The organism is Erwinia sp. AnSW2-5 (assembly GCF_045107195.1).
GTDB lineage: Bacteria > Pseudomonadota > Gammaproteobacteria > Enterobacterales > Enterobacteriaceae > Erwinia.
Map to the genome: position 1 here is coordinate 55,529 of NZ_JBJGXA010000012.1, position 12,984 is coordinate 68,512.

13 protein-coding genes are annotated in these 12,984 nt (G+C 57.5%); 7 read left to right on the forward strand and 6 right to left on the reverse strand.

Features of this window, described 5'->3' with window-relative positions; genetic code table 11:
- Positions 1-16 precede the first annotated feature (16 nt).
- The 3 genes from ACFL9S_RS11425 to ACFL9S_RS11435 all read right to left on the reverse strand — a co-directional run bounded on the left by ACFL9S_RS11425 (position 17) and on the right by ACFL9S_RS11435 (position 2,508).
- A complete protein-coding gene (locus tag ACFL9S_RS11425; RefSeq protein ID WP_405262015.1) occupies positions 17-655 on the reverse strand; it encodes a TetR/AcrR family transcriptional regulator in 639 nt (212 codons plus the stop codon).
- A 184-nt stretch (positions 656-839) separates the two neighbouring features.
- Positions 840-1,604 (reverse strand): hypothetical protein, encoded by a 765-nt coding sequence (locus ACFL9S_RS11430; RefSeq protein ID WP_405262016.1) that lies wholly within the window; start codon positions 1,602-1,604, stop codon positions 840-842.
- A gap of 76 nt (positions 1,605-1,680) precedes the next feature.
- Positions 1,681-2,508 (reverse strand): AraC family transcriptional regulator, encoded by an 828-nt coding sequence (locus ACFL9S_RS11435; protein ID WP_405262017.1) that lies wholly within the window; start codon positions 2,506-2,508, stop codon positions 1,681-1,683.
- Between the two features lie 246 nt (positions 2,509-2,754).
- Here ACFL9S_RS11435 and ACFL9S_RS11440 point away from each other — a divergent pair, with 246 nt between their 5' ends.
- The 6 genes from ACFL9S_RS11440 to ACFL9S_RS11465 all read left to right on the forward strand — a co-directional run bounded on the left by ACFL9S_RS11440 (position 2,755) and on the right by ACFL9S_RS11465 (position 11,021).
- A complete protein-coding gene (locus ACFL9S_RS11440; RefSeq protein WP_405262018.1) occupies positions 2,755-4,059 on the forward strand; it encodes an alpha-glucosidase/alpha-galactosidase in 1,305 nt (434 codons plus the stop codon).
- 84 nt (positions 4,060-4,143) lie between these two features.
- Entirely contained in the window at positions 4,144-5,598 is a 1,455-nt protein-coding gene (gene melB, locus ACFL9S_RS11445; RefSeq protein ID WP_405262019.1) for a melibiose:sodium transporter MelB, read from the forward strand.
- Between the two features lie 764 nt (positions 5,599-6,362).
- A complete protein-coding gene (locus ACFL9S_RS11450) occupies positions 6,363-7,886 on the forward strand; it encodes an ABC transporter substrate-binding protein (protein ID WP_405262020.1) in 1,524 nt (507 codons plus the stop codon).
- Entirely contained in the window at positions 7,883-8,818 is a 936-nt protein-coding gene (locus ACFL9S_RS11455; protein WP_405262021.1) for an ABC transporter permease, read from the forward strand. Before ACFL9S_RS11450 ends, ACFL9S_RS11455 begins: the two co-directional genes overlap by 4 nt.
- Positions 8,818-9,618, forward strand: coding sequence for an ABC transporter permease (locus ACFL9S_RS11460; RefSeq protein WP_405262093.1), 801 nt, complete (start codon positions 8,818-8,820; stop codon positions 9,616-9,618). Before ACFL9S_RS11455 ends, ACFL9S_RS11460 begins: the two co-directional genes overlap by 1 nt.
- Positions 9,615-11,021 (forward strand): ABC transporter ATP-binding protein, encoded by a 1,407-nt coding sequence (locus ACFL9S_RS11465; protein ID WP_405262023.1) that lies wholly within the window; start codon positions 9,615-9,617, stop codon positions 11,019-11,021. The genes ACFL9S_RS11460 and ACFL9S_RS11465 overlap by 4 nt, the downstream gene beginning before the upstream one ends.
- Positions 11,022-11,102: 81 nt before the next feature.
- On the opposite strand, the gene ACFL9S_RS11470 is transcribed toward ACFL9S_RS11465, so the two are convergent.
- Positions 11,103-11,585: a GNAT family N-acetyltransferase gene (locus ACFL9S_RS11470; protein WP_405262024.1), complete on the reverse strand. Its 483-nt coding sequence runs from the start codon at positions 11,583-11,585 to the stop codon at positions 11,103-11,105.
- 105 nt (positions 11,586-11,690) lie between these two features.
- Here ACFL9S_RS11470 and ACFL9S_RS11475 point away from each other — a divergent pair, with 105 nt between their 5' ends.
- On the forward strand, positions 11,691-12,101 hold the full coding sequence (locus ACFL9S_RS11475; RefSeq protein WP_405262026.1) for an ASCH domain-containing protein: 411 nt from the start codon (positions 11,691-11,693) through the stop codon (positions 12,099-12,101).
- A gap of 47 nt (positions 12,102-12,148) precedes the next feature.
- On the opposite strand, the gene ACFL9S_RS11480 is transcribed toward ACFL9S_RS11475, so the two are convergent.
- Both ACFL9S_RS11480 and ACFL9S_RS11485 read right to left on the reverse strand, forming a co-directional pair.
- The gene (locus tag ACFL9S_RS11480) at positions 12,149-12,364 is read right to left on the reverse strand and encodes a DUF6434 domain-containing protein (protein ID WP_405262027.1); all 216 of its coding nucleotides are present in this window, start codon (positions 12,362-12,364) and stop codon (positions 12,149-12,151) included.
- Positions 12,365-12,470: 106 nt separating this feature from the next.
- On the reverse strand, positions 12,471-12,923 hold the full coding sequence (locus tag ACFL9S_RS11485) for a GNAT family N-acetyltransferase (RefSeq protein WP_405262028.1): 453 nt from the start codon (positions 12,921-12,923) through the stop codon (positions 12,471-12,473).
- Positions 12,924-12,984: the final 61 nt, after the last annotated feature.

Here is a 12,984-nt window from a genome sequence, read left to right on the forward strand (position 1 = left end):
AAACAGGTTGTACCGATTAGCGCTCAGGGCGCAGATAACGCAGGGTGGCATCCACCACTAAGCGGCGGTTACGCGCCAGGCTTTGCTGTTCGGTTTCATTGCCGCCAAACAGCGCATGGAAGGTGTAATGGTTACCGACGTTGTGGAAGCTGATGCTGCTGATCAGGCGGTGAACATCTACGGTAGTGATATGCGGATCAAACTCGCCGCTCTGTTTCCCGCGTATCAGTACCGAATCCAGCACATCCAGCGCGCTTTGATTGAGCGTTTTGATCGTTTCTGACTGGCGGATATAGCGGCCACGCATCAGGTTCTCACTGCAGATCAGTCGCATAAAATCGGGGTGCGAAATGTGATAGTCGAAGCTGGCTTCAGCCAGTCGGGCAATCGCCATGCCTGGCGACATCTCGGTCAGATTCAAACCCGTCTCATGCTGGCGGATCTCGCGATACACCAGGTGCAGAACCTCGATATACAGCTGTTCTTTATTCGTGAAGTGGTAAACCACCATACGTTTGGTGGTTTGTGCATCCTCGGCAATCTGCTCCATACGCGCACCCTGCAAGCCAAATTCGGCAAAGGTGGTGAGCGCACTGGCGAGGATCCGTTTCTTTAACCCTTCCGGATCGTTTTTACGTTTGGCGGGGGCTGACATAGTGAGTCTATATCCATCATTCTCAGTGGAAACCGCCGCCAGAGTAGCGCCTGAGGCGCTGATTTACAAATAGCGCCTCGCAAAATTACCGTCAGTAAATAGCCTGTGAAAAGCGAAAGTATTTTTCATCGTTGAACGTGCAGTAACAGGCCTTAAGCCAGACTGAGCGCGTCAGGCGCGAAGCTTACATCGTTGAAAACCACGGATGCATACGCTCGGTAACGCTGGCGTGATGCTCTTTAATGCGGGTTTTTAGCTGTGCTTCGGAGGGGAGCGGGCGGCCGCGTAACACCGCTTCAGCGGTGGCGCCGAAGGTGATAATCCCCCGCGTGGCGATATCGGCTGCGGCAACATACCCGGCCAGCGCATCCTGCTCGCCGCTGTTCTCTTCCGCTTTCTGGCGGCAACTCACCAGCAATCCCTCCAGCGCCCGGTACAGTTCGCGGGCCTCGCCCAGCACCGGGATCTTACCGCTGGAGTCATTCAACACCTGCTCAAGCCGGGTAAACACGGCGGCATTATCGCCTGCGCTGAACAGGGTCTCCAGCGTTTGCTGCCAGTGGTGCCAGGTGCGGATAAACAGCGCATTTTGCACCAGCAGCAGGCTGGCATGCTGCCAGCGAAAATGCTCACTCAGATGACTGACGCGCTGCTGCAGTTCGCAAAACTGGGCTTCATCCACCAGCGCGGCGGGCACCACCGGGCTGAGTGTCGCCATAAAGGCAGCCACTTCCGCCTCCGTTTCCGGGGTGATCAGCGGCAGAATTTTGCGCTGTTGCAGGAGCTTAAGCTGGCTGAGATCGTAAAATGCCGCGCTGACCCGTTCTCCGGCCAGTAACGCGCGATTAATGGTATGAATCACCTCTGCTGACTGCACCTGGGAACGTTGTTCCAGCAGGGCGCTGTGCAGTTGGCCGTAGGCAGGGGATGGGCTGAGTTCAGTATTCATCGGGCGCCTCACGGTGATGGTAATCCGGCCCGTAGCCGGGCAGTGCCACAGAGTATGGCAGAATCTCAGCCACCCATCAGACGGGGCGTGCTTTCTCGCGCCGCCACTGGGTGGGGGAACAGTGAAAATGTTGCTGGAATACTTTGGCAAACTGCATCTGGCTGGTGTAACCCAATGAATAGGCAATGACTTTTATTGGCAGGTTTGGGTCAGAGAGCAGCGAAGTGGCCACCTCCATTCGCAGTAATAACAGATACTGTTTCGGACCATAGCCAAACTGCTGCTGAAACAGGCGGCTGAGATAGCTACGATCGATATTGCAGTAGTCTGCCACCTCGCCAATCGCGAGGTGACGGTGGTAGTGGCACTCAATAAACTGAATGGCACTGTCCAGGTGTTTATTTCCACAGCCGGTTTCCTCACCCCCTTCGTGGTGCGCGTTGGCGATTAACGCGTCAAGAAACAGACAGGTTAACCCGACGATACGCAGCGAATGTACCGGGTCCTGTGCCACCAGTTGTTGCAAAAACGGATAGGCCGGGCAGGGGGACAGCGTCTCTTTTGGCCGGTACAGTGGCATATCGCGGCGTAACCCGCATTTTTCCAGACTGCGCAAGGCAATCAACCCATCCAGCTCCACCCACATATATTCCCACGGCCGCTGTTTATCGGCGGTGTAGGTGGTGATCTCGTGCGGATGGATAAGAAACGCTTCTCCCTGGCGTACGGACCAGCGGCGATCGCCGCTAAACAGCGTTCCACCACCGCGTATCACATAATGTAAAAGATAGTGCTGGCGCACTGCCGGGCCATAGCTGTGCTGGCTGGCACAGACTTCATGCCCGTACTGATAAATGTTCAGACCAAACTGGGCAATGTCATCGGGGTGAATATCTTTCTGCATGCTATCTTCCTGTGTTTATTCAGGTCATTACAGCAGTGAATCGTCAGAAGATTGCGTGAGATAAACCCGGATTGTGACATTGCACCGTTATTTTGTCCGTGGGGGGCGATAATTAGCGCGCCAGATCACAGTTCGATTTGGCGGTCGTTTTTCACCATATCAATGTCAAAAAATGACATAGGCAGCCGTGCTCCTGCTGCCTAGAGTGAGTGCAACTTCACTTCATGGATTCAAAAGGGCACAACAATGAAAATTACGTTTCTCGGGGCAGGCAGTACGGTATTTGCGAAGAATGTACTGGGGGATATTCTGGCAACCCCTGCGTTGCAGCAGGTGGAAATCGCCCTGTATGACATTGACGCTGAACGCCTTAACGACTCCTGGCTGATGCTGAATAATCTCAATGCCAATCTGTGCCAGGGCAAAGCGCGCATTGAGAAATACGTTGGCGTGGAGCAGCGCCGTCAGGCATTGCAGGGGGCCAGCTATGTGATTAACGCCATCCAGGTGGGCGGCTACGATCCCTGCACCATCACGGACTTTGAGATCGCGAAAAAGTACGGTCTGCGCCAGACCATCGCCGATACCCTCGGGATTGGCGGCATTTTCCGTGCGTTGCGCACCATCCCGGTGATGCTGGATTTCGCCCGCGATATGGAAGCGGTCTGCCCGGATGCCTGGCTGCTGAACTACACCAACCCGATGGCGTCGCTGACCGGTGCCATGCTGCAACACACGGGGATCAAAACCGTCGGGCTGTGCCACAGCGTGCAGGTCTGTGCTGAGACGCTGCTGAAGTCTGTGGATATGCCGATGGATGGCGTGAAGTGGCAGATTGCCGGTATCAACCATATGGCGTGGCTGCTGAATATTACCCGTGATGGTGAAGATATTTACCCGGAGATCAAACGCCGTGCGCTGGCCCTGACCGATAAGCATGACGATATGGTGCGCCACGAGATCATGCGCGTCTTTGGCTATTACGTCACTGAGTCCTCCGAGCACAATGCGGAATATATGCCGTACTGGATCAAGCGTCACTATCCTGAATTAATTGAACGTTTTAATATTCCGCTGGATGAATACCCGCGTCGTTGTATTGAGCAGATCGACCGCTGGCATCAGCAGCGCGATAAGCTGACGCAAAACGAAAATCTCAGTCATACCCGCAGCCACGAATACGCCTCGTGGATGATTGAAGCGATGGAAACGGATGTGCCGTATAAAATTGGCGGCAACGTCCTGAATCACGGCCTGATCACCAATCTGCCGTCACAAGCCTGCGTGGAAGTGCCGTGCCTGGTGGACGGGCAGGGCGTGACACCTTGCTATGTAGGCGACCTGCCGCCACAGCTGGCGGCGCTTAACCGTACCAATATTAATACCCAGCTGCTGACTATTGAGGCCGCAATCAGCCATAAGAAAGAGCATATCTACCATGCTGCGCTGCTCGACCCGCACACCTCTGCTGAACTGTCGATTGATGACACGGTGAAGCTATGCGACGAACTGATCGCCGCCCATGCTGGCTGGTTACCCACTTACCGATAATCCCTGAAACGGGGACAGCGCTTTGGCTCGTGGCGGCGTTTTCATCGCCGCCATTTACGATGACACTGGCAGGGATTAATCACGATGACGGTTTCGCTAAAAACAAAAGTCAGCTACGGGTTGGGGGCATTCGGTAAGGATTTTGCCATCGGCATTATCTATATGTACCTGATGTACTACTACACCGATGTGGTGGGGGTGTCGGTCAGCATGGTGGCCTCACTGTTCCTGGTGGCACGTATTCTTGATGCCTTCTTTGACCCGGTGATGGGCTGGATTGTCGAACGCACCCGCACTCGCTGGGGCAAGTTTAAACCCTGGATTTTGATTGGCACGCTGAGCAATTCGGTGGTGCTGGTGTCGGTTTTCTGCGCGCATAACTTTGAAGGCGGTGCGCTGATCGCGTGGATCTGGGCGACCTATCTGCTGTGGGGCTTTACCTACACCCTGATGGATGTGCCGTTCTGGTCACTGGTGCCCTGCATTACCCTCGACAAGCGGGAACGTGAAGCACTGATCCCCTGGCCTCGCTTCTTTGCCAGCCTGGCGGGTTACACCACCGGGGTGATTGGCCTGCCGCTGGTGAACTACCTGGGTGACGGCAACAAAGGGCAGGGGTTTATGCTGTTCTCGCTGATCCTGGTGGTGTTCTTTATCCTCTCGGCGATCATCACGCTGCGTAATATCGAAGAGAAATACTCTTCCTCTGCCGTGCCGAATACGGCGGAACAAACCACGATTAAAGCCGTACTCAGCATGATTTTCCGCAACCGTCCGCTGTTTGCACTGCTGCTGATGGCGCTGGCCTGGAACCTGGCGCATAACGTGATCACCGCATTTGCCATCTACTACTTCACCTATGTGGTGGGCCGGGCAGAGCTGTTCCCGTGGTACATGATGTATGCCGGGATCGCCAACCTGATCGCCATCCTCTGCTTCCCGAAACTGGTGGCGCGCTTCTCACGGCGGGCGATCTGGATCAGTGCCTCGGTGCTGCCGGTGATGAGCTGTCTGCTGCTGCTGGTAGTGGGTATGTATGCGCCACAGAGCGCCACGCTGATTTCACTGTCCGGGATTCTGGTCAACATTGGCGGGGCTTTCTTCTGGGTGATGCTGGTGATTATGGTCGCGGATACCGTGGATTACGGCGACTATGCGCTCGGCGTGCGCATAGAAAGTATCGCCTTCTCGGTGCAGACAATGGTGGTGAAAGCCGGTGCTGCCTTTGCCGGGTTGCTGATTGGCGTGATGCTGGGTGTGGTGGATTATGTGCCGGGGGCGCAGCAGTCAGCCAGCACCATCATGGGGATGCAGGTCATTATGATTGGCCTGCCGCTGGTGTTCTTTATTCTCACCCTGTGGATCTACCTGCGCCACTACAAGCTGGATGGCGAAATCCTGCATGAAATGCAGCGTGCCTTACAGCATAAGTATGGCGAAGGACAGGGCGTGATGACGGCCCCGGTGAGACCGCTGGAGAGTGACACTGAGGGCAGATATGCATCTGAGACGTTGAATCCGGGTCACCTTAAACCGTAGGGGGTAACCATTTTCTCCGGTCGCTCCGTGGTAATGGTCTGCCGATGGTGCAGGTCAAGGTCCGGGTCAATGTCAACGTCAAGGGCGTTTCGCTTTCCCGCTGCGCGGGCTGAGCGACCCAGGGTGGGCAGTCGCCCCCACCCTGGGGACCCGGGCTTGCGGCTGGCGCTGCGTCCACTGCGTGGATACCTTCGCAAGCGTCGTTCACCGACGGACTGGTCGTGACGGCACATCCCTGTGCCGGCTCTCCCTCTCACCGCCGTCCTGGCGGTTCGTCCTGGTTCACTGTGCTTCCTCAGCGCTGCTGAATGCCGCCTCAACGTCAAAATCCAGGTCAAGACCCAACCCGAAAACAACTCAGGACGCGTAGGGGCGGACCTTCTGTTTCGGTCCGCCCGTGATGTTGAGCAGGGTGCAGTCCCTGTTTTACGGGGCGATCGGAAAAGATGATCGCCCCCTACGCAAGATCGCAATGGCGTCGGGGTTTTAACATTCACAGCGAGCAACGGTTCTGCGGGGATGGGGCCAGTTCGAGGTAAGCCGGACGTCGCCTGCCGAGGCCCGCAGAGAGGCGGGTGTTGCCGATCCGGCGTGCTCAAACTGGCCTCAGACCTGAAGCCATATTGTTAGCCACAAAAATGACTAATGAGGGGAATTGTAACCACAGATTGCCAATTGTAATGTTATAAAGTAACAGTTATCATCCGCAGCGCGGGCGTCAGCCTGCGTTGTTCCCTTTCTCTGGATAAAGGATTGATAGCCTGATGCACACATTTATACGCTCGCCGCTGCTGGCTCTGATGCTGGCCGCCGTTGCCGCCCCGGCCAGTGCCGCCCCTGAGCGGGTCGCCGCGCTGGTCGCCCCCTTCGAAATCAAAGGCACCGACCCAACGCTGTCTGGCGATATCTTCTTAAAAATGTCGATTGTCGAAACCCTGGTCAATGCGGATACCGCCGGGCAGCCGCTGCCTGGCCTGGCGACAAGCTGGACCGTATCCGACGATGGCCTGCTGTGGCGCTTTACCCTGCGCCCCGGTGTGAAATTCCATGACGGCAGTGCGCTGACCGCAGAGAGCGTAGTGAATGCGCTGGAAGTTTCACGCAGCAAACCCGGCCTGCTGGATAAAGCCCCGGTCACCGCCATCCGTGCTGAAGCCGGGCAGGTGGTGATTGCACTCAGCCAGCCGTTTACGCCGCTGCTCAGTATGCTGGCGGAAAACCGCGCTCAGATCCTTGCACCCGCCTCCTACGATGCCGCGCATAAAGTGGTGCAAATTATCGGTAGCGGTCCGTACCGGATGGCCTCATTACAGGCGCCGCAGAAGCTGACCGTCACCCGTTTCCACGACTACTGGGGCAAAGCCCCGGCCATTGAGCAGGCCAGCTACATGGCGGTCGGTCGCGCGGAAACCCGTGCCCTGCTGGCCGAAAGTGGCAATGCCGATATGGTGTTGAACCTCGATCCTGCCAGCCGCAGCCGCCTGAAAAATAACCGTAACGTGCAGCTGCTGTCCGTCTCCATCCCGCGTAGCGTACTGCTGAAGGTGAATGCCGGGCATCCGCTGCTGAATGATGTGCGCGTGCGTCAGGCACTCAGCATGGCGCTCGATCGTCAGGGTATTGCGCGTGCCATCCTGCGTTATCCGGCGGCGGCCGATCAGCTGTTTCCGCCTTCCGTGGCGCAGTGGCACAACGCCAGCCTGACGCCTCTGACAAATCAGCCGCAGCAGGCCCAGGCGCTGTTGGCCGAGCTTGGCTGGAAACCGGGCGCAGACGGTATTCTGCAACGTGACGGCAAGCCGTTCTCCCTGACGCTGACCACCTATCCTGACCGCCCGGAGCTGCCACTGATTGCCGCGGCCATCCAGCAGCAGCTGCGTGAAGCGGGCGTGCAGGTCGCCATCAACGCCACCAACTCCGGGGAAATTGCCGCGAAGCATCATGACGGCACGCTGGAACTGGCGCTGGTGGCGCGTAACTTCGCGCTGACGCCGGACCCACTGGGCACGCTGTTACAGGATTATGCGCCACAGGGCGGCGAGTGGGGCGCGATGAACTGGACCAACGCCACGTTCAATCAGACCCTGGCCGACCTGGTACAGGGCCGCGACCCGGCGAAAAGCCAGGCGGAACGCCAGCGGTTAACGCGCATTCTGCAAACCGATCTGCCGACCATTCCGGTGGCCTGGTATCAGCAGACCGCCGCTGTTTCTAAACGCCTGAGCGGTGCCTCGCTTGACCCGTTTGAGCGCACCTTCGGACTGGAAAAAATGAGGTGGGCTGAATGATACGCATGCTGGGCTACCGTCTGTTGCAGGCCGGGCTGGTGGCGCTGCTGGTCGGCGGCCTGACCTTTGTGCTGATGCGTTCACTGCCGGGCGATATTGCTTACCGCATCGCGGCCGGGCGTTATGGCTACGATCGGGTTGATGCGGCGGCAGCCAGCGCGGTTCAGCAGGAGCTGGGGCTGGATCGCCCGGCCTGGCAGGCGCTGGCCGACTGGTTTGTGCAGCTGCTGCACTTTAATCCCGGCAACTCGCTGGTGTCCGGTGCGCCGGTGATGGAAGAGATTGGTCATCAGCTGGGGCAGACGCTGCTGCTGGCGGCGGTGGCGCTGTTGCTGTCACTGCTGCTCGGCCCGCCGCTGGGCATTCTGGCCGGTCTGTCCCCCGGCGGGAAGCTGGATCGGGCGCTGCTGGCGGTCTCCACTTCGCTGCGCGCGCTGCCGCACTTTGTGCTGGGGCTGATTCTGGTGGTGATCTTTGCGCTCAATCTGCGCCTGCTGCCCGCCGCCGGTTATGGCGATGTGCAGCATGTGCTGTTGCCCGCGCTGACGCTGGCCCTCGGGCTGGCGGCGGTATCAAGCCGGGTGGCACGCAACGCCATGCGTCAGGTGACCGACTCGGCCTGGTATCAGTTTGGCCGCACCAAAGGGCTGAAAGAGGGCACGCTGTTCTGGCGGCACGGCCTGCGCAACGTCAGCGTGCCGCTGGTGACGTACCTCAGCGTACAGTTTATCTACCTGATTGAAGGTGTGATCGTGGTGGAGACGCTGTTTGCCTGGCCGGGCATTGGTCATGCACTGGTGCATGCGATATTCGCTCGCGATGTGCCGATGATTCAGGGCACGGCGCTGATGATGGGGCTGATGTTTGTGCTGCTCAACGCGCTCAGTGACGGGCTGTGTTACTGGCTCGATCCGCGAAGGAAAACCGCATGATGATGACGATAGTGCGCCGCAGTTCGCTGGCGCAACGGACCGGGGCTGCGCTGTTACTGCTGCTGGTGGTGTTTGCATTTGTGCTGCCGCTGCTGTGGCCGCAGGATCCGGTGCGGCAGAAGCTGATGCTGGCACTGCAATGGCCTGACCTCAGCGCGCCCTTCGGTTACGACCATCTGGGGCGCTCGCTGTTTGCCCGTCTGACGGCGGCGATCCGCCTGTCGCTGGGGCTGGCCTTTGTCAGCGTGCTGAGTGCGATGATCCCCGGCATTCTGCTGGGTGTGCTGGCAGCCTGGCGGGGTGGCCTGGTCGATCGTGGCGTCTCGCTGCTGGCCGATGCGTTTCTCGCGCTGCCCGGCCTGCTGCTGGTGCTATTGCTCACCGCGCTGGTGCCGGACTCGGCCATGATGCTGTATGTCGGCATCTCCCTGCTGCTGTGGGTGGAGTATTTCCGCATCAGTCGTGCCATTGCGCGCCCGCTGCTGAGTTCACCCGCCGTGCAGGCATCGCGCCTGCTGGGCCTGAGTCCGTGGCTGATTTTCCGCCGTCATTTATGGCCGGAGATGGCGCCCGTGGTGCTGACCGTGGCGGCGTTTGGCGCAGCCAGCGCGATTATGGCGATTGCCGCACTGGGCTTTGTTAGCGTGGGCGTGCGCCCGCCGACTCCGGAGCTGGGGCTGATGATGACCGAACTGCTGCCGTATTATGAAGAAGCGCCGTATGCGCTGTTGCAGCCTGTAGTGGTGGTGTTTTTACTGGTGTTAAGCCTGCTGCTGCTGGCAGGCAGGGAGAAAGTATGATCCTGATGGATATTGAACAGGCGGCCGTCAGCGGCGGCGATTTACCGGTGCAGCCGCTGTCGTTTACGCTGCGTGCCGGACAGCCGTTTACCCTGTTAGGGGAAACGGGATCGGGTAAAAGCCTGCTGGCACAGGCGGTGATCGGCACATTGCCTGCCGGACTGACTGCCAGCGGCACGCTGCACGTTGATGGCCAGGCGCTGCCGCTGGCATCCCATCCGGCGCGGGCCTTCTGGGGGCATCGGCTGGGTATTCTGCCGCAGGAGCCGTGGCTGGCGCTCGACCCGACCATGCGAGCAGGTGAGCAGGTCGCCGAGAGCTACCGTTTTCTGCGCGGCATGAAAGCGCAACCGGCCCGTGAGGCTGCCCTGCGCGATCTGGATGCGCTGGGCGTGGCCGCTGCCGCCGACCGCCTGCCCCAGGAATTGTCCGGCGGGATGGCTCAGCGCGTGGCGTTTGCCGCAGCGCGGGCGGGCGGGGCGAACATTATTGTTGCCGATGAACCGACCAAAGGGCTGGATGTGGCGCGGCGCGATGAAGTGATCGCCTTGCTGTTGCAGGAAGTGCGCGCAGGCGGTGGTTTGCTCACTATTACTCACGACATTGAGCTGGCGCGCCAGATCGGCGGTGAAGTGGCGGTGATGCTGCGCGGTGAAATCATCGAGCGCGGCAGTGCAGAGCAGGTACTGACGCAGCCGCAGCATCCTTATACCCGGGCGCTGCTGGCCGCCGATCCTGCACGCTGGGCCGCCCGAACGCCTGCCGGGCATGGGCGCGATGTGGTACTGGAAGCCCACAACCTGAGCATCACGCGCGGTGGCCGTCAGCTGTTCAGCGGCCAGTCGCTGCGGGTGCATGCCGGGGAGGTGATTGGCATTACCGGTCCCAGCGGCTGCGGTAAAAGCAGCTTCGGCGATATCCTGCTCGGGCTGCTGGCCGCCGACAGCGGGGACGTGGTGCGCGACCGCCAGTTAGCCGCAGTGAAATACCAGAAGATTTTCCAGGACCCGCCGTCCGCCTTTGCCCCGCGCGTTACGCTGCGCCAGGCATTAAGTGATGTGGTGAAACGTCATCACCTGGACGGCGCACGCATTGCACCCTTGATGGCACGCCTGAAGCTGCGCCCGCTGCTGCTGGATCGCTATCCCGGTGAGATTTCCGGCGGTGAACTGCAACGTTTTGCCCTGCTGCGCGTGCTGCTGCTGGACCCGGTGTTTCTGTTTGCCGATGAACCCACCTCGCGCCTGGATCTGCTGACCCAGCAACAGACCATTGAGCTGCTGGTCGAGGTCGCCGCAGAGCAGAACTGTGCGCTGCTGGTGGTCAGCCACGATGAGGCGCTGATTGACCATATCAGCCATCGGCGCATTCGTTTTGGCGAGGAGGGCACCGCTGTAGGTTAATGCCTGCCTGCGTCACGTAGGGGTCGATCATCTTTTCCGATCGACCCGTGTTGCTGGCCGACCGAAACAGAGGGTCGGCCGCTACGAGCAACCTTTGATCGTCTTGCTCATATTGATTCCCGTCACGCCAAAACCGCTGCTCTCGTAGATATGCCGTGCACGGGCATTGTCCCCCGCAACGCGCAGTCTGATCTGTTCAAAACCTTTCTCCTGCACATAGTGTTCAAATGCGCGGAGCGTCTCTTTGCCCAGACCCTGGCCCTGGCAGGCACTGAATATATGAAAATCGTAGATGAACACGGTGCGCATCAGCGTATCTGGCTTGTACCAGAGATAGCCGACATGTTTGTCACGCTCACCTGATTGTGCCATCAGGCACATTAACGCTTGCCCCTGCGTGTTCACGCCGTCAGGAAGCGACTCAGAGATTTCCTGCTTTGCTCTTGCCAGAGCATCTTGTTGAGTTAACCCGTAGTTCGAGCCAATCTCTGCGGCATAATCAGGAATAAAATAGTCAAGATAAGCCAGATACTCATCTTCATGCATTGAACGAAACGCGATCATCTCCGGCTCCTTAGTGCTGGATGTACTTAAAAAATAGAGCGATATTAATAGCGCTAATGAATGTGGAGCACCAATATTATTTACCTGTTTTAAAAGGATGAAGTGATGAGCAAGATTGAGGAATTAAAAGTTAAGTATCCTGGCGCGACCGCATGGGCATTTGGGGACTCGCCAGAAATGGCCGATGAGCTTGCCGGGTTGGTGATCATAGGGAAAAAGACGGCGTCGTGTGGATCGCTATCGTCGTTTAAAAATGAAGAGGAATCACCCACCATTGGCGGTTACAGCATCATCCTTAACGGCCAAGGCGAACCGGTATGCGTTATCAGGACAATTTCGCTGCGTATCGTTCGCTTCTGCGATGTCGGTGAAGATCTTGCCAGGAAGGAGGGTGAAGGGGATCTCAGCCTGACATACTGGCGGGAAGAGCATAAAGGTTTCTTCTCAAGAGAAGGTTCATACCAGGAGGATATGGAGCTGGTTGCGGAAGAGTTCGAGCTGGTCGACGCCGTGTAGCAGACGGTTGTTGGGCAACGTCGCGTTTGAAGGCAACCGATCGGCATTCACTTCGCCGATGAATGCCTGCGTTGCCACTCATCGACCACATCGCCCAGGGTTTTTGGCACCTCATTGCGTATCCAGGCCATAAAGTCACGGTCGAATCGAAATTTCTCCCCGCACTGTTCTGCCATGAAACGACGAACATTTTGCGTGTTTCTGTAATTTTTATCCACGACAGTCGTTCGTGAAAGTAATGCACTGTGCCAGTCGATTTTCATTTTTCCTGCTCCTCATTAATGAATAAAGGTTCATGAATCAGGGGATCCGGCTTTACGGACGACTGCCGTACAGTGGCAATTCAAACGCAAGCGAAATTTAGTTAATTTATTGATTATTAATATTTAAAACCATCACCGTAACAGATTCTTCGGCCACGATCCGGGTCTCTTCATCTACCCATCCGAGTTTGCGATATAAAGGCTGCATGTCCGGAGTGTAAAGCCACAGTTCAGCAATATTTTTCTCATATGCATATTTAATCAAACGTTTAACCAGTGTGGTTCCTATTCCTTTGCCACGATGTGAAGGCCGGGTAATCACTTCTCCCAGCCAGTGCATCCGCTGAGGATTATCATTTAGCTCATAGCAAATCAGGCTACCTGCCGCGACAACATTATTTTCTGCATCAATCACCACCAGGGTAATCTGCCAGTTATCAGCGGAATTACGCTCAATGAGCCGTGCCCGAATTTGTTGAGCATCTGACCATAAAGGCAGGCAGGACCACTCCTTAAACAGTAAGTCTGTGGTTTGAGCAAGATAATCAGGGTTGTCCATAAGCCTTTTAATGTGCACTTTTTTGCTCTTCTGTCACGAGGTTTAAAGGGGTTATCACGTT